The following is a 21,555-nucleotide window of genomic DNA, read 5'->3' as shown; positions in this document are numbered from 1 at the left end:
ACGACCTTGGCAAGGTGCGTTGCAAAGGATCCCCCAACAACAATGAGCGTGCGTACGTTCGGCGGAATGCGCCGATGGCTTTAAGCCGGCTTGGTCCAGCTATCGCGCAGGCTGACGATACGATTGAACACCGGCATGCCGGGTTTCGAATCGATACGGTCGGCGACGAAATAGCCGTGGCGTTCGAACTGGTAGCGATCTTCGGCGTTTGCCTGGCGTGCGCCCGGTTCGAGATAAGCACGCACGATGCGCTTCGAGTCCGGGTTCAGCGCATCAAGAAACTCCGCGCCGCCTGCGCCGGGTTGCGGTTCTTTGAAGAGGCGGTCATAGATCCGCACTTCGGCTTCGTACGCGCCTTCTGCGCTGACCCAGTGAATGGTGCCCTTGACCTTATAGCCGTTTGCGCCTTCCGTGCCGGACTTGCTATCGGGGAAATACGTGCAATGCACGGCCGTGATGTTGCCGTGCTCGTCCTTATCCGCTCCGGTGCATTCCACGACGAAGCCGTACTTCAGCCGTACCTTGTTGCCCGGGAACAAACGGAAATAGCCTTTCTTCGGTGCTTCCTGGAAGTCCTCGCGCTCGATCCACAATTCCCTTGAAAACGGAAATTCGCGGGTGCCGCGCTCAGGATGATGCGGGTGAACCGGCGCGCTGCATGTTTCGCTCGTGCCTTCCGGATAGTTGTCGATGATCAGTTTCAGCGGGTCCAGCACCGCGATTGCACGGGGCGCCTTTTCGTCGAGATCGTCGCGCAACGCGCCTTCCAGCACGCTCATGTCGATCCACGAATCCACCTTCGTCACCGCCACGCGGTCGCACATGAGCCGGATGCTTTCCGGCGTGAAACCCCGACGCCGTACTCCAACGATAGTTGGCATGCGCGGGTCGTCCCAGCCGTCGACGTGATTTTCCGTCACCAGTTGCAGCAGCTTGCGTTTGCTGGTGATCGCGTAGGTCAGGTTCAGGCGGGAGAATTCGATTTGCTGCGGCAGCGGACGGGTGAACTTGCCGTCGTCGGCGAGTTGATTCAGGAACCAGTCGTACAGCGGACGGTGATCTTCAAACTCGAGCGTGCACAGTGAATGCGTGATGTTTTCGAGCGCGTCCGATACACAATGCGTGTAGTCGTACATGGGGTAGATGCACCATGTGTCACCGGTCCGGTAATGATGCGCAAAACGAATCCGGTAGATCACGGGATCGCGCATGTTGAAATTCGGCGATGCCATGTCGATTTTCGCGCGCAGCACGTGCTCGCCTTCCTTGAACTCGCCTGCTTTCATGCGGCGGAACAGGTCGAGGTTCTCTTCCGGCGTGCGGTCGCGGAATGGCGAATTCTTGCCGGGCTCCTGGGCCGAGCCGCGTGTGAGGCGCATCTCTTCGGCCGACTGGCTGTCTACATAAGCCTGGCCGCGTTCGATCAGCAGCTCGGCGAATTCGTAGAGTTTGTCGTAGTAGTCGCTGGCGAAGTACAGGTGTTCGGTGCCGTCTTTGTTCCAGTCGAAGCCGAGCCATTTGACGGCGTCGATGATGGAATCGACGTATTCGACGCTTTCCTTTTCCGGGTTCGTGTCGTCGAAACGGAGGTGGCAGACGCCGCCGTAATCACGCGCGATGCCGAAATTGACGCAAATGCTCTTCGCATGGCCAATGTGCAGATAGCCATTTGGCTCGGGCGGAAAACGTGTTTCGACCCGCTGCGACCATTTGCCGTTGCGATTGTCTTCGTCAATGATATTGCGGATGAAATTGTTTACCGCCGGGGCGTCGTTGCGATCGGTGTTCATGCGAGAAAAAGGAGAGCGGACGAGGGCGCTAGCGTTGAAGACCTGCGGCTTGCGTTCGGTAAGACTTATCTGGTCTTTCGATTCTACCTTAGCGAGAGGGTCAGGGCAGCGCAGGCCGGGATTTTGCCGCGATGTGCGGCGTGGCTGCGACATCCCGGAGCCTCGCGGGTTGATGTTTGGTTGATGTTTGGTTGATGTTTGGTTGTTGTTTGGTTGCGGTGCGGTTGTAACCAGGCCACGGCGTTTTCAACACTGGTTGTATCCAGCGTAACGGGACGTAAATCGAATTGTCGGCGTTGAGGGGAGGATTTTAAGATAGCCACGCGTTCCGAAATAATGAAATTGAAAGGTTTCGGATGCAGATGGTATCGACGATAAAAGGGCAATTTCATCATGGACAAGATCACGCGGGTTTCTTTTCAGGTTGCGCGGGTCGCGGCGATTGGGGTGTTTATCGCTTCGCTGTCGGCCTGTGCGGTGAGCCGTACGCAGGCGCACGCGGGTATTGGGGCGGTTGCCGGCGGGGCATTGGGTTATGTGCTGACGGGTGGTCCGATTGGGACGGTCGCGGGCGCGGCGGCGGGTGGGTTGATCGGGGCTGGAGTGAGATGAGATTTTCGTTCGCACCGGTGGACGGTTTGGGGGTTTTCAGGGTTCGTGGGTGGGGTTGATGTCCGGGTTTTGGGGTGGGGGCGGTCGGAGTCAGTGCCAGGTTGGGCGGTTCTGGGGTTAGTGGTCGGGGTCAGTGCCGGGTTGGTGCTTTCGGCGTTAGCGGTCTGCGAGAGTCGGATTTTCTCTTTATCACTATTAGCCACTGTGCGTGGCGGCACGTCATTTCTTTGTCCAAAGCGACAAAGAAACGAAGCAAAGAAAGCGCTTTAACCGCTCTACCCTAAGTGTCCACAGCGTGCAGTTTTGATTCATGGGTGCCCCAAAAGCACGGTGCTCGCCAGAGCGAAGGATGTTTGAACCCCTCCTTCTCGCGAATCCTGACACGAACACGCTTCGCCCCGTACGCTCTCGGGCAAGCACGTGCGGCCCAGGAACCGGTACGGCCTCACGCGTCTTTGGGGGTGGCTGCTCGGTCGGCTCGCTTTTCTCGTGGGTCACAGCTTGATCCACCGCAGCTCGACGCGCCCCGTATTTACTGCCTCAGTCTTTGGTGAGCTGATCGCGTGCTTACGCGGTTATTTTCGTCGGTTACGGCCTTACATACTTTGGGGCTTTATTACTTGGTAGGTTGGCGGCGTGATTCGAGGTGCGTACACATTTGGAGGGCGGTTGTCCGCGGATAGCGCGGGGTGCCCCTTGGGCAGGTTCAATCACTGGTGGCGAAGCGTGTGGGTATCCGTGTTCGGAGAAAGAGGGGTTCACACATCCTTCGCTCTGGCGAGCACCGTGCTTTTGGGGCACCTATGAATAGAAACTGCACGCTGTGGACACTTAGGGTAGCGTGTTTGAAAGCGTTTTCTTTGCTTCGTTTCTTTGTCGCTTTGGACAAAGAAATGACGTGCCGCCACGCACAGTGGCTAACAGTGATAAAGAGAAAATCCGACTCTCGCAGACCGCTAACACTGAAAGCACCAACCCGGCATTGACTCCGACCGCTAACCCCAGAACCGACCAACCCGGCACTGACCCCAACCGCCAACCCCAAAAAACCTGGCAACTGGACATCACCCCCCCCGCAAGCCCTGAAAACCCCCAAAACCGTCCACCGGTGCGAACGAAAAGCCCCGTCCACCAGTGCGAACAAAATCCCCCTCCAAACCCCGTATAATCGACAATCCCATTTTGGCACCCGGCACCGGCCCGCGCGCGAGCGACTAAACACAAAAGTCAGAAGCTCCGCCCCCAGCGCCGCCGCCGTACAAAACAGCAGACCCGCACGCCATGAAAGCCGCCGACATCCGCGAGAAATTCCTCAAGTTCTTTGAATCGAAGGGCCACACGATCGTCCGCTCGTCGAGCCTCGTGCCCGGCAACGATCCGACGCTCCTGTTCGTCAACTCCGGCATGGTCCAGTTCAAGGACGTCTTCCTCGGCACGGAGAGCCGGCCGTATTCGCGCGCCACGACCTCGCAGCGCAGCGTGCGCGCCGGCGGCAAGCACAACGACCTCGAAAACGTCGGCTACACGGCCCGCCATCACACGTTCTTCGAAATGCTGGGCAACTTCTCGTTCGGCGACTATTTCAAGCGCGACGCCATCCACTATTGCTGGGAACTGCTGACCAAGGTCTACGGCCTCCCGCCGGAAAAGCTCACGGTCACGGTCTACCAGGAAGACGACGAAGCGTTCGCCATCTGGGAAAACGAAATCGGCGTGCCGAAGGAACGGATCATCCGGATCGGCGACAACAAAGGCGCGCGCTACGCATCGGATAACTTCTGGACCATGGGCGACACCGGCCCGTGCGGCCCGTGCTCGGAAGTGTTCTACGACCACGGCCCGGAAATCTGGGGCGGCCCGCCGGGATCCCCGGAAGAGGACGGCGACCGCTTCATCGAGATCTGGAATCTCGTGTTCATGCAGTTCAACCGCGACGTCCAGGGCAACATGACGAAGCTGCCCAAGCAGAGCGTCGATACCGGCATGGGCCTCGAACGCCTCGCCGCCGTGCTCCAGCATGTGCACAGCAACTACGAGATCGACCTGTTCCAGACGCTGATCAAGGCCGCCGCCCGCGAAACCGACACGCCGGATCTCACCAACAACTCGCTGAAGGTGATCGCGGACCATATTCGCGCATGCTCGTTCCTGATCGTCGACGGCGTGATTCCCGGCAACGAAGGCCGCGGTTATGTGCTGCGCCGGATCGTACGCCGCGCCATCCGCCACGGCTACAAACTCGGCCGCAAGGGCGCGTTTTTCCATAAGCTCGTGGCCGATCTGGTCGAGGAAATGGGCGCGGCCTACCCGGAACTCAAGGACGCGCAAACCCGCGTCACGGACGTTCTGCGGCAGGAAGAAGAACGTTTCTTCGAGACAATCGAACACGGCATGTCGATGCTCGAAACCGAACTCGCCACGCTCGACGCCAAGGGCTCGAAGCAACTGGACGGCGAACTCGCGTTCAAACTCCACGACACATTCGGCTTCCCGCTGGATCTGACCGCAGACGTTTGCCGCGAGCGCGGCATCACGGTCGACGAAGCCGCGTTCGACGAAGCCATGGCGCGTCAACGGGAGCAAGCTCGCTCGGCCGGCAAGTTCAAGTCGGCGCAAGGCCTGGACTACGCGGGCACGAAAACCACGTTCCACGGCTACGAAAACGAAATCTTCGACGACGCCAAAGTGGTCGCGCTTTACGTGGACGGTGGTTCGGTGAAGGAAGCGCAGGCCGGTCAGCAGGCGGTCGTCGTGCTCGATCACACGCCGTTCTACGCCGAATCGGGCGGTCAGGCGGGCGATCAGGGCGTGCTCGCGAACGCGGTGGTGCGCTTCGCCGTCGTCGATACCCTCAAGGTCCAGTCCGACGTCGTTGGCCATCACGGCACGGTCGAGCAGGGCACGCTGAAAGTAGGCGACGTGGTGAAGGCGGAAATCGATACGGTTCGCCGTCTGCGCACCGCTCGCAATCACTCGGCCACGCACTTGATGCACAAGGCGCTGCGCGAAGTGCTCGGCGCTCACGTGCAGCAAAAGGGTTCGCTTGTCGATCCGGACAAGACCCGCTTCGACTTCGCGCACAACGCGCCCATGACCGACGAGCAGATTCGTCGCGTGGAAGAAATCGTCAACGCCGAAGTGCTGGCGAACGCGCCGGGTATCGTGCGCGTGATGCCGTATGACGAGGCCGTGAAGGGCGGCGCGATGGCGCTGTTCGGCGAAAAATACGGCGACGAAGTGCGCGTGCTCGACCTCGGTTTTTCGCGCGAACTTTGCGGCGGCACGCACGTGCATCGGACGGGCGACATCGGCTTGTTCAAGATCGTGATGGAAGGTGGCGTGGCGGCCGGGATTCGCCGCGTGGAAGCGATCACCGGCGACAACGCCGTGCGCTTCGTGCAGGAACTCGATGCGCGGATCAACGCGGCATCGGCGCTGCTGAAGGCGCAGCCGTCCGAACTCACGCAGCGCATCACGCAGGTTCAGGAGCACGTGAAGGCGCTGGAAAAGGAACTCGGCGCGCTGAAGTCGAAGCTTGCATCCAGCCAGGGCGACGAACTCGTGTCGCAGGCGGTTGAGATCGGTGGCATCCATGTGCTGGCGGCGCAGTTGCCGGGCGCGGATAGCAAGACGCTGCGCGAAACCGTCGATAAATTGAAGGACAAGCTGAAGAACGCAGCCATCGTTCTGGCAGCCGTCGATGGCAACAAGGTCAGCCTGATTGCAGGCGTGACAGCGGAGGCATCGAAGAAGGTTAAAGCGGGGGATCTGGTGAACTTCGTCGCGCAGCAAGTTGGCGGCAAGGGCGGCGGACGGCCGGATATGGCGCAAGCGGGCGGCACCGAGCCGGAGAACCTGGAAGCGGCACTGGCCGGCGTGAATGACTGGGTGAAGGGAAAGCTCTAAGCGTCTAGCTGCGTCTAGCTGCGTCTAGCTGCGTCTAGCCGCGTTTAACTTGCTACGCGCTTCAATGTTTTGAAAAAGCCCGTTCTGCTGCGATCGAGAACGGGCTTTTTTTCGTCCACGAAAAAGGGGTCGCTACGCGGCCTTGAAAGGCGAATGCCGCAGCAAGCATCCGCGAAAACCGCAAGCAAAACGACAGGTACGCGACTTGCCATGCTTTGGTCAGCGCAGGCACGAAGCCTTGTGCATCGACTACGAAAGGAACCTGTCTCATGAATCGAAAACTCGTCACACTCGTCGCTGCTTCTTCGATGTTTTTCGCCACGGGTGCCGTCTACGCCAAAGGATGTCTGGAAGGTGCGGCAGTAGGCGGCGTGGCGGGCCACGTTGCGGGCAAGCACGGCGCGGTGGGCGCAGCCGGCGGTTGCGCGATCGGTCATCACGAAGCAAACAAGAAGGACAAGAAGGCGCAGCAGGCTGCGGGATCTGATCAACCCGCCGGAAAATAAATCGCAAAGCGGTCAGCGAACAGGGGACAAACAGACACGGGCTTGGCGGTTATTGACGTCTCCGCGTGTTCACGCTCGAAACGTTAAAATGACGGCCACACTCACCTTCGCCTTGGCCACCCTGACCGCATGCAACATTTCGCCTCCGACAACTACGCCGGCATCTGCCCCGAAGCGCTCGCCGCGCTGATCGAAGCCAATAACAGCGGCCACGAGCCGGCCTACGGCGACGATTCCTGGACTCAAGGCGTGTGCGACCGCATCCGCGACCTGTTTCAGACCGACTGCGAAGTCTTCTTCGTCTTCAACGGCACGGCGGCCAATTCACTGGCGCTCGCATCGCTCTGCCAGTCGTATCACTCAGTGATTTGCCACGAGCTCGCGCACATCGAAACCGATGAATGCGGCGGCCCCGAATTCTTCTCGGGCGGTTCGAAATTGCTGACGGCGCCGGGTATCGACGGAAAGCTTACGCCGGATGCTATTGAAGCCATTGTCACGCGTCGCGCTGACATTCACTATCCGAAGCCCAAGGTCGTCACGCTGACGCAGTCCACCGAAGTGGGCACCGTCTACAGCGTGGAAGAAGTCCGCGCGATCGCAGCGATCGCGAAACGCCGTCATTTGAAGGTCCACATGGACGGCGCGCGGTTTGCGAACGCGGTTGCGTCGCTGAATGTGCATCCGTCGGAAATCACGTGGCGCGCGGGTGTCGACGTGCTGTGTTTCGGCGGCACGAAGAACGGCCTGCCGGTCGGCGAGGCAGTGATTTTCTTCGATAAGGCGCTGGCCGTCGACTTTGCGTATCGGCTGAAACAGGCGGGGCAACTGGCGTCGAAGATGCGGTTTATCTCGGCGCCGTGGCTCGGCTTGCTCAATAACGATGTCTGGCTGCGCAACGCACGCCATGCAAACGCCATGGCGCAATTGATGGCCGCGCGGCTGGAAGGCATAGAAGGCGTGAAGGTGATGTTCAAGCCGCAAGGGAACGCGGTGTTCGCCGAGCTGCCGCCGGCTGTTGCGCAAGCGCTGCGCAACAAGGGCTGGAAGTTTTATCAGTTCATCGGCTCGGGCGGCTGCCGGCTGATGTGTGCGTGGGACACGCTGCCGGAAACGGTGGAGCAGTTCGCCGCCGAAATCCGCGCGCTTTGCTCGGTCCACTGACTTTTCGAGTCTCCGGAATCACACCATGATCGAATACCAATTCTGTCCACGCGATGCCAACCAGCTGGTCGAACGCACCGACGAAAGCCACGAAGGCGGGCGCGTGCGACTCGCGTGTCCGGACCCGGAATGCGGCTTCGTGCACTGGAATAATCCGCTGCCGGTGGTCGCGGCGATCGTGGAGTACGAGGGCAAGATCCTGCTCGCGCGCAATGCAGCGTGGGTCGAGGGCATGTTCGCGCTGATCACGGGTTTTCTGGAGAACGGCGAGACGCCCGAGGAAGGCATCGCGCGGGAAGTGCTTGAAGAAACGTCGCTGGTCGCGCAGTCGGTGGAACTGGTCGGCGTGTACGAATTCATCCGCAAGAACGAGTTGATCATTGCGTATCACGTGAAGGCGAACGGGACCATCAGCCTGTCGCCGGAATTGCTTGAATATCGTCTGGTCGAGCCGGCGAAGCTCAGGCCGTGGCGCGCGGGAACCGGCCATGCCGTGGCCGAATGGATGCGCCGCCGCGGCCTGGCCGTGGAATATGTGGACCGGCCGGGGCAGTAGCATCAGTCAAGCCCGCACGAACCATGCGTCCGCGCGGATTGACGGACTCCCGCCGGACTCCTAACATGCCTGACGCCTCACTCAACCGCGGACACTCGTCATGGCCTTCATTTTCTACGTTACCCACATCCACCTCGGTTACGACGCACTCGCTATGCTCGACAGCGAATGTACGCGCGTCGGCATCAAGCGGCCGCTGATCATCACGGACAAAGGCGTCCTGGCCGCGGGGCTGGTGTCGCAAACCGTGCAGGCGCTGAACCTGGATGCGGGCGCTGTTCCCATCTTCGACGAAACCCCGTCGAACCCGACCGAAGCGATGGTGATGAAAGCCGCCGCGCTTTACAAAAGCGAAGGCTGCGATGGCCTGATCGCCGTGGGCGGCGGTTCGTCCATCGATCTGGCGAAGGGTGTCGCGATCATGGCGACCCATCCGGGAACGCTGACGGAGTACGCGACCATCGAAGGCGGCAGCAACAAGATCACCGCTGAGGCCGCCCCGCTGATCGCCGTGCCGACCACCTCGGGCACCGGCAGCGAAGTGGCGCGCGGGGCAATCATCATTCTCGCCGATGGCCGCAAGCTCGGCTTTCACTCATGGCATCTGTTGCCCAAGTCCGCCGTCTGCGATCCGTCGCTGACGCTGGGCTTGCCGCCCATGCTCACCGCTGCAACCGGCATGGACGCGATCGCGCATTGCATCGAAACGTTTCTCGCACCAGCGTTCAATCCGCCCGCTGACGGCATCGCGCTGGATGGGCTTGAGCGCGCGTGGGCGTCTATCGAGCGGGCGACGCACGATGGCCAGGACCGCGATGCGCGCCTGAACATGATGAGTGCGTCGATGCAGGGCGCCATGGCGTTCCAGAAGGGTCTGGGCTGCGTGCATTCGCTCTCGCATCCGCTGGGAGGTTTGGTCGTGAACGGGCGCACCGGGCTGCATCACGGCACGCTGAACGCGGTCGTTCTGCCGGCCGTGCTGCGCTTCAACGAAAGCGCGCCGAGCGTGGTGGCCGACAAGCGTTTTGCACGGATGCGCCGCGTGATGAATCTCGCCGCCGATGCTGACATCGCTCAAGCCGTTCACGATATGACCGAGCGTCTCGGCCTGCCGACCCGTCTGTCGCAAATGGGTGTCGAGCAGGACATGTTCGACAAGGTGATCAAGGGTGCGCTTGCCGATCATTGTCACAAGACCAATCCGCGCGAGGCGAGTGCGGACGATTATCGGCGGATGCTGCAGGAGTCGTTCTGATTCATGAGCCGCCCTGTCCCGACGACGCGCGCGGATTATCCGCATTTCCTGTCGATCAATACGCGCTGGTCCGATAACGATCTCTACGGCCACGTGAACAACGTGGTGTATTACAGCTACTTTGATACCGTGGTGAACGAGTATCTGATCCGGCACGGCGCGCTCGATCTGGAGGTGGGCAAGACGATCGGGCTCGTGGTGGAAACGCATTGCAGCTACTTCGCTTCGCTGGCGTTTCCAGAACGTATCGATGCCGGTCTGCGCGTGGCCCAGATCGGGGCCACGAGCGTGCGCTACGAAGTGGGTATCTTCAGCGCGGGTTCCGAGCGACCCGCGGCGCAAGGGTATTTTGTGCACGTTTATGTCGATCGCGATACGCGCCGTCCGGTTGCCTTGCCCGAGACGCTCGTCGCGGCGCTCAAGCCGCTCGTTAGCGTTGTCACCGTTGTTACCGGGTAGGTTCGCGTAACGTGACCTCGTTCGTTCAGTGGTTCGCGATCAACCTTCTGAATGGAGTGAGCGTCGGGTTGCTGCTGTTCATGCTGTCGGCGGGATTGACGCTGATCTTCAGCATGATGGGCGTGCTCAACTTCGCTCACGCGAGCTTTTATATGCTCGGCGCATATGTGGGTTACGCGCTCGCGGCGCATGGGGGCTTCTGGTTTGCGCTGGTCGTTTCACCGCTGCTCGTTGGCGCGCTAGGCGGGTTGTTCGAGCGGCTTTTATTGCGCCGGATTGAAACGCGCGGTGCGCTTGCCGAGCTTTTGCTGACGTTCGGTGCAGCGTATCTGATCGCTGAAATCGTGAAGCTTGTATGGGGTCTTGCGGCCATTAGCGCCGTTGTTCCTTCAGGCCTCGATGGCCCGTTGTTCACGCTCTACGGTGCTGCATTCCCGCGTTATCGCGCGTTCATGATGGGTGTATCGCTGGTCATGCTGCTGGCTTTGTATGCCGTGCTGCGGGTCTCGCGGATCGGGCTCGTGGTGAGAGCTGCGCTCACGCATGCGGCGACTGTCGAGACGCTTGGGCACAACGTTCCTCGTGTGTTTACGCTGGTGTTCGCGAGCGGCACCGCGCTCGCGGCGTTGGCCGGTGTGATCGGTGCGCCGTTGTTTGTCATCGAATCTTCGATGGCCGAGAACATCGGACCTATCGTGTTTGTTGTCGTGGTAGTCGGGGGGCTGGGGTCGGTGGGCGGCGCGCTCGTGGCATCGCTTTTGATCGGCTGCGTGCAGACGTTTGCCGTCGGGACGACGTTGTCGCTTGGTGGTATCGCCCAGCTTGCCGGCGCGGTGTTGCCGCCTGCGTGGGCGTCGTTGAGCGTCGCGCAGATCGCGCCCGTGCTGCCGTATGTGCTGCTTGTCACGATGCTCGCGCTGCGTCCTCGCGGGCTGTTTGGCCAGCGTGGCGACGACGATGCTTAACGCACGCATCTCTTCACGTCAGGCGCTTCCATGGCTGCTGCTCGTGGCCGGTCTCGCGTTGCCGCCGGTCTTCACATCGCAGAGCTGGCTGCTCGCCTATCTCGCGCAAACCGCGACCATGATCGTGTTTGCGCTCTCGTTCAATCTGCTGCTTGGCGAGACAGGGTTGCTGTCTTTTGGTCACGCTGTGTATGCGGGTCTTGGTGCGTTTGCCGCTGCTCAATTCTTCAATCGATTCGCGGTGCCGCTGCCTTTGTTGCCGTTGGTCGGTGGCGTGTCGGCGGCGCTTGTGGGTGTTGTGTTCGGCTTTTTTTCAACGCGTCGCGCCGGCACGACTTTCGCGATGATCACGCTCGGAATTGGCGAACTGGTTGCGGCGGGTGTATCGCTCGTGCCCGGTTGGTTCGGCGGAGAAGGTGGCATTTCCATCGATCGGGCGAGCGGTCCGGCCATTTTGGGCTTGAACTTCGGGCCTTCGATCCAGGCTTATGCGCTGATCGCCGGATGGTGCGTGCTGGCGTGTATCGCGATGTTCGTGTTCTCGCGCACGCCGTTCGTGCGGGTGGCGAACGCAGTCCGCGATAACCCCGTGCGTGCTGCGGCCATCGGTTTCGATCCGCAGCGCGTGCGCTTCGCAATGGTGATCGTCGCGGCTTTTTTTGCGGGCGTGGCGGGCGGGATCGGGCTAATTAACGTGGAGCTGGCATCGGCAGAAGGAGTCGGGCTCGCGCGCTCGGGAAGCGTGCTGATTGCAACGGTGATCGGTGGGACTGCAGAATTTTTTGGGCCGGTGTTGGGAGCCGTGGTGATGACGTTTTTCAGCTTGGTGGTGGGGAGTGTATCGCTTGCGTGGGTGGCCTATCTTGGGCTGTTTTTTGTGTGGGTCGTGGTGGTGGCGCCCAAGGGCCTGATGGGGTTTATCGCCGAACGTTCACGCGAGGGTTACGTGTCTATCGCGTTCGCGTTGTGCGCTTTTGCCGCGTGGCTGTTGGCGATCGTCATTGCCGTAGAACTCGCCTACGCGCTGCAATTCGATAGTCATGGCGACGGGTTGGCACACATCGCCGGTTTCCTTCTCGATGGCCGGCACGCCGTTCCCTGGTGCTGTGCGTTCTTCAGCGCTGTACTTGCCGTTGTATTCACACGGCAAGCCCGGAGCACACGATGACCACCGCGCTTGAACTAAAGCGCATCACGAAGCGGTTCGATGCAACCCAGATCCTTCGCGGCGTCGATCTGAGCATTCGCCAAGGCGAGCGTCATGCGTTGATCGGTCCCAATGGCGCTGGCAAGTCCACGTTGTTCGACCTGATCGCTGGGCGCACGCAACCGACGAGCGGCCACATCGCGTTGAACGGGCTCGATGTGACGAGGATGCCGGCTCATCGGCTGGGACGCCAGGGTCTTGCGCGCAGCTTCCAGACAACAAGCGTGTTCACGGGTCTAACCGTCCGCGACAATGTTCGTTGCGCGGTCCTCGGTTCCCGTACGGCGACGTGGAAAAACCGATGGTTCCATTCGAGCGTGATTGACGAGGAGACACATCGGGTGATAGCTGCTATCGGCTTGCTTGATCGTAGCGATGCACTCGCCACCCGCCTCAGCTATGCGGAGTTGCGCGCGCTCGATCTGGGCCTTGCGCTTGCAACAGGCGCGTCCGTGCTGTTGCTCGATGAACCCACCGCAGGCATGAATCGCGCGGAAGCTGCTCGTGCACTCGCATTGATTCGCGAGACAACGCAGGGCAAAACGTTGCTGATCGTGGAGCACGATATGGACGCGGTGTTTGCACTCGCCGACCGCATTTCAGTGCTTGTGCAAGGCCAGATTATCGCAACGGGAACGCCCGCTGACATCGCTGCGGACCCGATGGTTCGCGCCGCGTATCTCGGCGAAACACCATGACAACACTGCTTGAAATCGACGGTCTGAACGCATGGTATGGCGCAAGTCACGTGCTGCACGGCGTGAGTTTGCGTATCGGCGAAGGCGAGATCGTGGCCTTGGCAGGACGCAACGGTTCGGGACGTTCGACGCTCGCCAAAGCACTGATGGGACTGGTGCACGCGCAAGGAGTGGCGAACTTTCGCGGGGTATCGGTGCTGGGGAAACGTCCTTATGCAATCGCCCGCATGGGCATGGGCTACGTGCCCGAACAGCGCGATGTCTTCCCGACGTTGAGCGTGAGAGAAAACCTTCAGCTCGGCATGAAGCGAGGTGGATCACGTTTCACCATCGGCGACGCGGAGCAACTTTTTCCCGTGTTGCAAGAGCGTGAGGCGGTGAAGGCGGGGATGTTGTCGGGAGGCGAGCAGCAAATGCTGGCGCTTGCCCGGACGTTAATGGGGGATCCATCGTTCGTGATCGTCGATGAACCGACGGAAGGACTTGCGCCACAAGTCGCGGCGCAAGTCTCTTCCTGCTTGAAAAAGCTGCGGGAGCGAGGCGTGGCGATTCTATTGATCGAACAACGCATGAGCATTGCGCGTGAGCTGGCTACGCGCGTCGCCGTCATGGGGCACGGTGCGATTGTCTTCGACGACACGCCCGACGCGCTTGCCGCGAACGGGCGCGTGATCAACGAATGGCTCTCGGTCGGCGGTTAAGCTACGAGGCCTTGCTATCCCTCTCCACGATCCATTCGTGCTTCGGGTCGTTCTTGAAGTGCCAGGTCCGTTTGTCGCCGGCCATCACGTTCAGGTAGTAGTTGTCGTAACCATACGGCACCACGACAGGGTGATAACCGCGCGGCACCATGACGACGTCGTGATCTTCAACGGCCATGGTTTCATCGAGATCGCGTTCGTCGGTATAAACGCGCTGGAAGGCAAACCCTTGCGGCGGATTCAACCGATGATAATAAGTCTCCTCAAGCGAACTCTCGACCGGCACATTGTCCGTGTCGTGCTTGTGCGGAGGGTAGCTTGAAGCGTGACCACCGGGCGTCCTTACCTCGACTACAAGCAAGCCCTCTGCAGGTTCGGTTTGCGGAAGAATATCGCAGACGTAGCGAGTATTCGCACCTTTGCCGCGGGTTGAGCGTGTCATTTGTGATGGCTCGATCAACCGTGCCGGATACTTGCCCGTAGCGGGCGCACTCGCCACACCGACCTCCGCATCGCGATCCGCCCGTATAGTCGCGGCGAGCTTGGGCGGCAGATAAACCGCGTAGGGCGCGGTATCCTCGAACACGCTGTTGCGCGAGCCGAGTTTCTCCCATTTATGCTCACCGGCTTCTATGCTCACCGTCCCCGACAGCACGACGATGCACACTTCACGTTGCGCCTCATGCACATGCACGATGTCGCCGGTTTCCAGCCGATAGGCGGCGAAGCCCACGTGTTTCCATAGAGCAGTTTCGGGCGTGACGCGCGCGATGGTCTGGCCTTCGCGCGATGCCTTGACGAGCAGGCTCATGCTGCCTCCTGAAGTGTTTGATCGACGAGCGCCCGCAGCGTCTTGTAGCCTTTCTCGGCATACGCATAGCTGGTGGCAATGACGGGATCCTGCTCCGCTTCGACCACGAGCCAACCGCGATAACCCTGCTGTTTCAATCGGGCGATGATCGATGGAAAGTCCACCGTGCCGTCGCCGGGAACGGTGAACGCGCCATTGATCACCGCTTCCAGGAAGCTCCAGTTCCGGTTCCGGGCAAGCTTGATGATTTCTGGCCGGACATCCTTGCAATGCACATGGCACACGCGCGCAATGTGCTTGTTGAGCACCGTCAACGGATCGCCGCCGGCGAACGTAATGTGACCGGCGTCGAAGAGCAGGCCCACGGCTTCGTTGGTGAGGCTCATCAGGCGATCGACGTCCGCAGGCGTTTCCACATACGCGCCCATGTGATGGTGATAGGCCACCCGGACGCCGCGCGAAAGCGTGTACTCGGCGAACGTGTTGAGGCGGTTTGCGTACTCGTTCCAACGATCATCGGAGAAAAAACGCGGGCGCTGATACAGCGGTCGCGGTGCCCCCTGGATAGAGTCCGAGACTTCACCGTAGACCATGACTGTCGCGCCGTTTTTTGCAAGCAGGTCGAGATGCGGACCCACGGCCGCGATCTCGTCCTCCGCGCTGCGTTCGGCGAGCCGCCCGGAATACCAGCCGGAGACGAGTGCGAGGTCATATCCGCCAAGCAGCGTTTTCAACGCTTCCGGTTCGCGCGGGAATTTGTTGCCGAGTTCAAACCCTTCGTAGCCGATTTGCTTGCCTTCGGTCAGGGCCGCGCTTAGTGGTGTTTCACCTCCGAGCGAGGGCAGGTCGTCGTTCATCCATGACAGCGGATTGATGCCGATCCGTACATCGAACGTGCTCATCGCTTATTCCTTCGTGCGCTTCGAACGCGCCGTGATTTCATGTTCATAGTTTGCGCGTGCCGAGCGCACCGCTTCACGCGATGACACTTCCGGCACCGCCACTTCCCACCACCAGCCGCCTTCTTCTGTGGGACGCGCCGGATCGGTGTCGATGCTGATCAAGTACGAGCGGGTGGAGGCACGTGCGCGTTGCATCGCGGCTTCGAGCTCATCGATATTCGCAACATGTTCAGCGCTCGCGCCGAGCGAGCGTGCGTGCATCGCGAAGTCGATAGAGGGCGCGCCTTCGGGGCCCTGGCGGCAATCGTCGATCAAGTTGTTAAACGGAGCGCCGCCGCACGCTTGTTGCAAGCGGTTGATGCAACCGTATCCGCGATTGTCGAGCAGTACCACGATCAGTTTGGCCCCAAGCATCACCGACGTAGCCAACTCGCTGTTCATCATCAGATAGCTGCCGTCGCCGACAATCACGATCACTTCACTTGCCGGCCGCGCGAGTTTCGCACCGAGACCGCCGGCGATCTCGTAGCCCATGCACGAGTAGCCGTATTCGACGTGATAACCGCCCGGTGTGCTCGTGCGCCAGAGCTTTTGCAGATCGGCGGGTAACGTTCCTGCCGCACACACCACCACGTCATGCGCCGCCGATTGCGCGCTAGAGCGCTGCACCGCACCGATCACGTCGGCTTCGCGCGGCAACGTGTTGTCGTCTTGATGCGCGTTCGTTACCTGGTCGACGGTGGCACGCCAGCTATCGGCAAGTTCATGCGCACGCGCGGTCCACGGCGGCGACGCGCGCCAGTCACCGAGTGCTGCGCTCAACGCACCGAGGGCGAGACGCGCATCGGCTTCGACCGATAAAGCGCCTTGTTTCAGGGCGTCGAATGCATTTGCGTTAATGCCAACCAGCTTGGCCTGCGTGAACAGCGTGTTCGATCCGGTCGTGAAATCCTGTAGCCGGGTGCCCACCGCGAGCACGCAATCCGCGTCGTGCGCGAGTGCGTTGGCCGCGTCCGATCCCGTCACGCCGATACCGCCAAGATTCAGCGGATGGTCCCATGCGAGCGCACTTTTTCCGGCTTGCGTTTCGGCAACGGGGATGCCGTGGCGCTCGGAGAAAGAACGCAATGCATCGGTTGCGAGGCCGTAAAGCACGCCACCGCCCGACACGAGCAAGGGTTTTTTAGCCGCGCGCAATGCAGCGGCGGCCTGCGCGATTTCTTCATCGACCGGGGAGGGCGCGTGGAACGGAACCACACGCGGTTCGAAGAACGACGCGGGGTAGTCATAGGCCATCGCCTGCACGTCCTGCGGCAGCGCGAGGGTCACCGGTCCGCACAATGCGGCGTCTGTGAGCACCCGCATGGCGCGCGGCAACGCAGTCAGCAATTGCGCCGGATGCACGATGCGGTCAAAGTAACGCGAGACGGGTTTCAATGCATCGTTCGCGGAAATACCGCCATCGGCGAAATCTTCTACTTGCTGCAAGACCGGATCGGGGGCGCGCGATACGAACACATCGCCGGGTAGCAACAACACTGGCAACCGGTTCACGTGCGCAAGCGCCGCGGCCGTCACCAGGTTGGTCGCGCCCGGACCAATGGACGTGGTCACCGCCATCATGCGGCGTCGAAAATGTGCCTTTGCATAGGCGATAGCCGCGTGCGCCATCGCCTGCTCGTTATGCGCGCGGTAGGTCGGCAACGTCTCGCGATGCGCGTACAACGCCTCGCCAATACCCGCCACGTTGCCATGCCCGAAGATCGCGAAGACGCCGCCGAACAGCGGCTCGCCGTCCGGCGTTTGCTGCGCGGCGAGATAGCGGACCAGCGCTTGCGCGGTGGTTAAACGAAGCGTGCTGTTCATGCTGCCTGCTCCTGCGTAAGCGCTTGCGTGGCGTTCTTTGTCCGTGCCGCGCGCCATGCATCGATCAGCGTTTCAAATGTCCGTCGAACCCGCGCGATGAGTTCAGCGTCGTCGATGGAACCCGCCAGCCACGCGTGGCTCGGCTCGTGAAAGATCGTCCTGCCGACGGTGAATCCACGGCACGTCTTCGATAAAGCCGCCGGCTTGAAGCCCTCGCACAGTTGATCGACAGCGGCAGACAAGCCCAGCAGCACGACTCCGCGGCACGCCGGATCGCGCTCGGCAATCAGTGCATCGACAGCTTGCCACTGCGCCGCGCTCATGGGTTCGAGCTTCCACCACTCGGGATAGATGCCAAGGTTATAAAGCCGTTTCAACGATCGCAACGCTGTATCTTCATCGATCGGCGGACCGTTCTTCGGTACGATGATTTCGAGCAATAACTCGTGCCCGCTGGCCTGAACCGCGTCGTATAGCGCGCGAATCTGCGCTTCCTGTTCTAGGCGGAGATCGTGCGGATGATCGGGATGATAGTGAACCAGGCACTTCGCCACATGCTCGCGTGGCCACTCGATCAGCGTCGTGCCTATTGATCGGCCATGATCGAAGACAAGCGGCATGGAGCCCGGCAATTCCACGGGCCGTCCGATCCACCATCCACGACCCGTCGCCGCGTTCAACGCATCCTGGCCGTAGCGGTCGTCGATCAGTACACCGATGCGTCCTTCCAGGCCGCGTTCTTTTTCCGTTTGCGCCACGGCCTCCACGAACAAGGCTTTGAGCGCAGCAATGCGCGATTCATCTGCGCCGGTTTGCTGCGCGAGATCGAAGAACTGGTTGCGATGATCGAAGGCAAAACCGAGCACTTCATCCCAAGTTTTGCGAGCTGGCGTTACGCGATGCAGACGCGCGAGCGTTGCGTCGCGATCGGGCCTGCGCATGCGGATAGGGTCGGCCTGCGCGGCATCGAGGAAGTAGGTGAGTTCGGCGGGCGTCGGCATGGCGGGCGCGCAACCATGACGCGATACGACAAGCCCACCGCATGCATTCGCCGTGCGCGCGCAGACTTCGAGCGATTCGTCTCTTAACCATCCGGCGAGGAAGCCGGACGCGAACGCATCGCCCGCGCCGAGCACGTTCAGCACCTCCACTTCAACGCCGCGATAAACCGGCGCATCGTCGATGGAAACCGGCACGTCGCCGTCGATGATCGAGCAGCCCATCGGCCCGCGCTTGACCACGAGCATCGCATCCGTTACGGCGCGAACCGCCGCGAGTGCGTCGATCAAATTGTCCTTGCCGCCTGCAATCCGAAACTCTTCTTCCGTGCCGATCACAAGATCGATCAACGGCAAGATGCTTTGCAGATGCGCGGTCACGCCCTCGTTCGCGATGAACCGCGTCTCGCCATCTGCCTTGCCGGTGAGTCCCCAGAGTACCGGCCGATAATCGATATCGAGCACCGTGCGAACCTGGTTGCGGCGCGCGTAACCGAGCGCGCGGCGGCTCGTGCGGTTGACCTGGTCGGTGGAGAAATGCGTTCCCGTAATCAGCAGCGCTTTCGATGAAGCGATGAACGCCTCGTCGAAGTCGTTTTCATCGACGGCCATGTCCGCGCAATCATCGCGGTAAAACACGAGCGGGAACGTATCGCGGTCCTCAATGCCGAGCAGCACTAGCCCGGTCAGCCGGTCATGATCGATTCGTACGTGGCTGGTATCGCAGCCCTCGCGCTCCAGTGTCTCGGTGAGAAAGCGGCCCATGTGGTCGTTGCCGACGCGCGAGAGCATCGCGGATCTGAGGCCGAGCCGAGCGCATCCGAACGCAATATTCGCCGACGAGCCGCCGAGATATTTTGCGAAGCTCGACACGTCTTCGAGCCGCGCGCCGACTTGCTGCGCGTAGAGATCGACCGCGAGCCGCCCGAGGCACACGATGTCGCGAGTTCGCCCGGTTGCGAAGCGCGATCCGGTTGATGATTGCAATGCCATGTTCGATCCTGTTCTGTAGATGACGAAAACCGCCGCGGCGGCGCGTGCCGGCTCAAGCCGGCGCGCCCTCGAGTTCGTTCATCATTTCCTGCATTTCGGCGCCGCCCGCCATCATGTCGAGTACTTCGTTCTTGGTGATCGTGTCTTTCGTGAACGTACCCATCGACTTGCCGCGATTGAGCAGCGTGAACGAATCACCGATGGGATACGCGTGGTGTACGTTGTGCGTGATGAAGATCACGGAGATGCCTTTCGCGCGCGCCGTGTGAATCAGCTTCAGCACGTTAAAGCTTTGCTTCACGCCGAGCGCTGCAGTGGGTTCATCGAGGATCAGGACGCGCGCGCCGAAGTGGATCGCCCGTGCGATAGCGAGACATTGTTTTTCGCCGCCCGACATCGTGCCTATGGGCTGATGTGCATCCCGCACGTTGATGCCCATTTCGGAGAGCCGCGCACGCGATGTTTCCGCGGCGAGATCCAGGTCCATCACGTTGATAAAGCCGAAGCGCTTTTTCTGCGGCTCGCGTCCCATGAAGAAGTTACGCGCTACCGACAGCAACGGTACCAGCGCGAGATCCTGATAGACCGTTGCAATGCCCAGATCGAGCGCTTCTTTCGGCGAGCCGAAGCGGACCGGTTTGCCATCGACGAGATACTCGCCGGAAGAGGGCGTATGGACGCCCGCCAGCGTCTTGATCAGGGTCGATTTGCCGGCACCGTTGTCGCCGAGCAGGCAATGCACTTCGCCGCGTTTGAGACGTAGCGTGACGCCGTTCAGCGCGATCACCTTGCCGAAAAACTTGCTGACGTTTTCCAGCGCGAGGATGGTGTCTTCGGGCGCGGGCGGTGCACTCTGGATGGGTTCGGACATGACTTTTCCTCCTTGCTTATTGAGCCTGTCTATTGAGCTTGTGAGACGCGGCGGCGCACGTAGTGATTGAACAGTACGGCGATCAGCAGCATCATGCCGAGGAACACGCGGAACCAGTCAGAGGGCACGCTGGTGTAGCCAATGCCGATCTGGACCACGCCGAAGATGAGCGCGCCGAAACACGCGCCGATTACCGAGCCATAGCCGCCGGTGAGCAAGGTCCCGCCAATCACCGCGGCGATGATCGCTTCGAATTCCTTTTCGAGGCCCCGGTCTGCCGCAGCCGAACCGATATCGCACACCTGCAGCACAGCAAACAGGCACGCACAGAATGCGGTCAGCACAAAGAGCGAGATCTTCACGCGCCGCACCGGCACGCCGACGTTCTTGGCCGCCACGGCGTCACCGCCGGCCGCAAAAATCCAGTTGCCGAAACGGGTCTTCGCGAGGACGAACGCGCCAATGGCGGCGAGCACGACCCACCAGATGATCACTTTCGGAATACCCGGTACGAGCGGCTGGCCGTTGTCGAGCATCTTCAGGATTCCTACGTGCCCGAGCCACACGAATAAATCGCGGAGGGCGACGCCATGGAAAAGGGTATTGGCAAGCCAGTCTTTCGCGGCAATGTCGCCTACGCCGGAAACGATCGTCCGGTCGGCGAACATGATCGACAGCGCGAGCGTCAGGCCGCGCAGGATAAACAGGAAGGCCAGCGTGACGATGAACGACGGCAGCCGCGTACGCATCACGATATAGCCGTTCAACGCGCCGAGCAGCATGCAGCCCGCGAAGGCGAAAATGATCGCAAGCCAGATCGGCCAGTGGAAATAGACGGTGGGAATGGCGACCATCATCCCGGCAAAGCCGATCATGGAGCCGATCGAGAGGTCGAACTCGCCGGCAATCATCAGCAGGCAGGCGCCGACGGCGAGGATGCCCAGGTAAGCGGACACCTGCGACCAGTTCATGATGCCGTCAAGATTGAACATGCCCGAGCCGCCAGCGGCGATCCCGAACACGACGAAGACCAGTACGGCCCCCGAGATCGCGGCGAATTCCGGACGATTCAGGATGTGCCCGAAACGGGATTCGCGGCGGATACGCTCGTCGGCTGAAACCGCGGCGGTGACAGTGGATGAGCTCGATGTCGCAACGCCGTCAGACGGCTTGCGATGTCCCGAGAGAATAGGTTTTCCGGCTACGCCCATGATGTCTCCTTCGTCTTTCATTCGCGATGCGGCGTTGGTTCACGGGGCGAACATGCTGATGCGCGAGCGATACGGTTCAATAAT

General features: G+C 60.9%; 19 protein-coding genes. 11 read left to right on the top strand and 8 right to left on the bottom strand.

All coding sequences use genetic code 11. The features are described 5' to 3' along the window. Nucleotides 1–80: 80 nt before the first annotated feature. Nucleotides 81–1,790 (bottom strand): glutamine--tRNA ligase/YqeY domain fusion protein, encoded by a 1,710-nt coding sequence (locus ACSQ8V_RS12885; RefSeq protein WP_436182170.1) that lies wholly within the window; start codon nucleotides 1,788–1,790, stop codon nucleotides 81–83. 83 nt (nucleotides 1,791–1,873) lie between these two features. Then, nucleotides 1,874–2,185: a hypothetical protein gene (locus ACSQ8V_RS12880; RefSeq protein ID WP_436205938.1), complete on the bottom strand. Its 312-nt coding sequence runs from the start codon at nucleotides 2,183–2,185 to the stop codon at nucleotides 1,874–1,876. Between ACSQ8V_RS12880 and ACSQ8V_RS12875 the strand changes: the two genes are divergently transcribed. The 11 genes from ACSQ8V_RS12875 to ACSQ8V_RS12825 all read left to right on the top strand — a co-directional run bounded on the left by ACSQ8V_RS12875 (nucleotide 2,184) and on the right by ACSQ8V_RS12825 (nucleotide 13,819). After that, nucleotides 2,184–2,402, top strand: coding sequence for an ornithine acetyltransferase (locus tag ACSQ8V_RS12875; RefSeq protein WP_436205937.1), 219 nt, complete (start codon nucleotides 2,184–2,186; stop codon nucleotides 2,400–2,402). The genes ACSQ8V_RS12880 and ACSQ8V_RS12875 overlap by 2 nt on opposite strands. Before the next feature lie 1,281 nt (nucleotides 2,403–3,683). After that, a complete protein-coding gene (gene alaS, locus ACSQ8V_RS12870; protein ID WP_436182167.1) occupies nucleotides 3,684–6,308 on the top strand; it encodes an alanine--tRNA ligase in 2,625 nt (874 codons plus the stop codon). A gap of 308 nt (nucleotides 6,309–6,616) precedes the next feature. Then, nucleotides 6,617–6,814: a hypothetical protein gene (locus ACSQ8V_RS12865; RefSeq protein WP_436183166.1), complete on the top strand. Its 198-nt coding sequence runs from the start codon at nucleotides 6,617–6,619 to the stop codon at nucleotides 6,812–6,814. Between the two features lie 129 nt (nucleotides 6,815–6,943). After that, nucleotides 6,944–7,978, top strand: coding sequence for a threonine aldolase family protein (locus ACSQ8V_RS12860; RefSeq protein WP_213767720.1), 1,035 nt, complete (start codon nucleotides 6,944–6,946; stop codon nucleotides 7,976–7,978). A gap of 25 nt (nucleotides 7,979–8,003) precedes the next feature. After that, nucleotides 8,004–8,534 carry an NUDIX domain-containing protein gene (locus tag ACSQ8V_RS12855; protein ID WP_436182165.1) on the top strand — a complete coding sequence of 177 codons (531 nt, stop codon included), beginning with the start codon at nucleotides 8,004–8,006 and terminating at the stop codon, nucleotides 8,532–8,534. Nucleotides 8,535–8,634: 100 nt separating this feature from the next. After that, nucleotides 8,635–9,789: an iron-containing alcohol dehydrogenase gene (locus ACSQ8V_RS12850; RefSeq protein WP_436182164.1), complete on the top strand. Its 1,155-nt coding sequence runs from the start codon at nucleotides 8,635–8,637 to the stop codon at nucleotides 9,787–9,789. 3 nt (nucleotides 9,790–9,792) lie between these two features. Then, nucleotides 9,793–10,248: an acyl-CoA thioesterase gene (locus ACSQ8V_RS12845; RefSeq protein WP_436205936.1), complete on the top strand. Its 456-nt coding sequence runs from the start codon at nucleotides 9,793–9,795 to the stop codon at nucleotides 10,246–10,248. 11 nt (nucleotides 10,249–10,259) lie between these two features. Further along, complete coding sequence (locus ACSQ8V_RS12840) at nucleotides 10,260–11,213, top strand: branched-chain amino acid ABC transporter permease (RefSeq protein ID WP_436205935.1); 954 nt, start codon at nucleotides 10,260–10,262, stop codon at nucleotides 11,211–11,213. Beyond that, nucleotides 11,206–12,381: a branched-chain amino acid ABC transporter permease gene (locus tag ACSQ8V_RS12835; RefSeq protein WP_436205934.1), complete on the top strand. Its 1,176-nt coding sequence runs from the start codon at nucleotides 11,206–11,208 to the stop codon at nucleotides 12,379–12,381. The genes ACSQ8V_RS12840 and ACSQ8V_RS12835 overlap by 8 nt, the downstream gene beginning before the upstream one ends. Beyond that, a complete protein-coding gene (locus tag ACSQ8V_RS12830; RefSeq protein ID WP_436205933.1) occupies nucleotides 12,378–13,118 on the top strand; it encodes an ABC transporter ATP-binding protein in 741 nt (246 codons plus the stop codon). Before ACSQ8V_RS12835 ends, ACSQ8V_RS12830 begins: the two co-directional genes overlap by 4 nt. Next, nucleotides 13,115–13,819 carry an ABC transporter ATP-binding protein gene (locus ACSQ8V_RS12825; protein WP_436205932.1) on the top strand — a complete coding sequence of 235 codons (705 nt, stop codon included), beginning with the start codon at nucleotides 13,115–13,117 and terminating at the stop codon, nucleotides 13,817–13,819. The genes ACSQ8V_RS12830 and ACSQ8V_RS12825 overlap by 4 nt, the downstream gene beginning before the upstream one ends. Before the next feature lies 1 nt (nucleotide 13,820). Here ACSQ8V_RS12825 and iolB read toward each other — a convergent pair whose 3' ends face one another. Genes iolB through ACSQ8V_RS12795 form a run of 6 tightly spaced genes read right to left on the bottom strand, consistent with a single transcriptional unit; the run spans nucleotide 13,821 to nucleotide 21,492 of the window. Beyond that, nucleotides 13,821–14,630 carry a 5-deoxy-glucuronate isomerase gene (gene iolB / locus ACSQ8V_RS12820; RefSeq protein WP_436205931.1) on the bottom strand — a complete coding sequence of 270 codons (810 nt, stop codon included), beginning with the start codon at nucleotides 14,628–14,630 and terminating at the stop codon, nucleotides 13,821–13,823. Further along, complete coding sequence (gene iolE, locus ACSQ8V_RS12815) at nucleotides 14,627–15,532, bottom strand: myo-inosose-2 dehydratase (protein ID WP_436205930.1); 906 nt, start codon at nucleotides 15,530–15,532, stop codon at nucleotides 14,627–14,629. Before iolE ends, iolB begins: the two co-directional genes overlap by 4 nt. 3 nt (nucleotides 15,533–15,535) lie before the next feature. Then, nucleotides 15,536–17,398: a 3D-(3,5/4)-trihydroxycyclohexane-1,2-dione acylhydrolase (decyclizing) gene (iolD, locus tag ACSQ8V_RS12810; protein WP_436205929.1), complete on the bottom strand. Its 1,863-nt coding sequence runs from the start codon at nucleotides 17,396–17,398 to the stop codon at nucleotides 15,536–15,538. Beyond that, the gene (locus tag ACSQ8V_RS12805) at nucleotides 17,395–19,389 is read right to left on the bottom strand and encodes a bifunctional 5-dehydro-2-deoxygluconokinase/5-dehydro-2-deoxyphosphogluconate aldolase (protein ID WP_436205928.1); all 1,995 of its coding nucleotides are present in this window, start codon (nucleotides 19,387–19,389) and stop codon (nucleotides 17,395–17,397) included. Before ACSQ8V_RS12805 ends, iolD begins: the two co-directional genes overlap by 4 nt. A 52-nt stretch (nucleotides 19,390–19,441) precedes the next feature. Next, nucleotides 19,442–20,260: an ATP-binding cassette domain-containing protein gene (locus ACSQ8V_RS12800; protein ID WP_436205927.1), complete on the bottom strand. Its 819-nt coding sequence runs from the start codon at nucleotides 20,258–20,260 to the stop codon at nucleotides 19,442–19,444. A gap of 29 nt (nucleotides 20,261–20,289) precedes the next feature. Beyond that, nucleotides 20,290–21,492: an ABC transporter permease gene (locus tag ACSQ8V_RS12795; protein WP_436205926.1), complete on the bottom strand. Its 1,203-nt coding sequence runs from the start codon at nucleotides 21,490–21,492 to the stop codon at nucleotides 20,290–20,292. Nucleotides 21,493–21,555 lie beyond the last annotated feature (63 nt).

The sequence above is a fragment of the Caballeronia sp. LjRoot31 genome (genome assembly GCF_964253885.1).
Lineage (GTDB): Bacteria > Pseudomonadota > Gammaproteobacteria > Burkholderiales > Burkholderiaceae > Caballeronia.
Note: the sequence above shows the minus strand (reverse complement) of the source record. Positions and strands in the feature narration are given on the sequence as shown.

What these genes read in the sequence shown, in the direction of transcription:
- ACSQ8V_RS12885 (WP_436182170.1), bottom strand. Translation starts at nt 1,790, where the DNA reads ATGAACACCGATCGCAACGACGCCCCGGCGGTAAACAATTTCATCCGC.
- ACSQ8V_RS12875 (WP_436205937.1), top strand. Translation starts at nt 2,184, where the DNA reads ATGGACAAGATCACGCGGGTTTCTTTTCAGGTTGCGCGGGTCGCGGCG.
- ACSQ8V_RS12880 (WP_436205938.1), bottom strand. Translation starts at nt 2,185, where the DNA reads ATGATGAAATTGCCCTTTTATCGTCGATACCATCTGCATCCGAAACCT.
- alaS (WP_436182167.1), top strand. Translation starts at nt 3,684, where the DNA reads ATGAAAGCCGCCGACATCCGCGAGAAATTCCTCAAGTTCTTTGAATCG.
- ACSQ8V_RS12865 (WP_436183166.1), top strand. Translation starts at nt 6,617, where the DNA reads ATGTTTTTCGCCACGGGTGCCGTCTACGCCAAAGGATGTCTGGAAGGT.
- ACSQ8V_RS12860 (WP_213767720.1), top strand. Translation starts at nt 6,944, where the DNA reads ATGCAACATTTCGCCTCCGACAACTACGCCGGCATCTGCCCCGAAGCG.
- ACSQ8V_RS12855 (WP_436182165.1), top strand. Translation starts at nt 8,004, where the DNA reads ATGATCGAATACCAATTCTGTCCACGCGATGCCAACCAGCTGGTCGAA.
- ACSQ8V_RS12850 (WP_436182164.1), top strand. Translation starts at nt 8,635, where the DNA reads ATGGCCTTCATTTTCTACGTTACCCACATCCACCTCGGTTACGACGCA.
- ACSQ8V_RS12845 (WP_436205936.1), top strand. Translation starts at nt 9,793, where the DNA reads ATGAGCCGCCCTGTCCCGACGACGCGCGCGGATTATCCGCATTTCCTG.
- ACSQ8V_RS12835 (WP_436205934.1), top strand. Translation starts at nt 11,206, where the DNA reads ATGCTTAACGCACGCATCTCTTCACGTCAGGCGCTTCCATGGCTGCTG.
- ACSQ8V_RS12830 (WP_436205933.1), top strand. Translation starts at nt 12,378, where the DNA reads ATGACCACCGCGCTTGAACTAAAGCGCATCACGAAGCGGTTCGATGCA.
- ACSQ8V_RS12825 (WP_436205932.1), top strand. Translation starts at nt 13,115, where the DNA reads ATGACAACACTGCTTGAAATCGACGGTCTGAACGCATGGTATGGCGCA.
- iolB (WP_436205931.1), bottom strand. Translation starts at nt 14,630, where the DNA reads ATGAGCCTGCTCGTCAAGGCATCGCGCGAAGGCCAGACCATCGCGCGC.
- iolE (WP_436205930.1), bottom strand. Translation starts at nt 15,532, where the DNA reads ATGAGCACGTTCGATGTACGGATCGGCATCAATCCGCTGTCATGGATG.
- iolD (WP_436205929.1), bottom strand. Translation starts at nt 17,398, where the DNA reads ATGAACAGCACGCTTCGTTTAACCACCGCGCAAGCGCTGGTCCGCTAT.
- ACSQ8V_RS12805 (WP_436205928.1), bottom strand. Translation starts at nt 19,389, where the DNA reads ATGGCATTGCAATCATCAACCGGATCGCGCTTCGCAACCGGGCGAACT.
- ACSQ8V_RS12800 (WP_436205927.1), bottom strand. Translation starts at nt 20,260, where the DNA reads ATGTCCGAACCCATCCAGAGTGCACCGCCCGCGCCCGAAGACACCATC.
- ACSQ8V_RS12795 (WP_436205926.1), bottom strand. Translation starts at nt 21,492, where the DNA reads ATGAAAGACGAAGGAGACATCATGGGCGTAGCCGGAAAACCTATTCTC.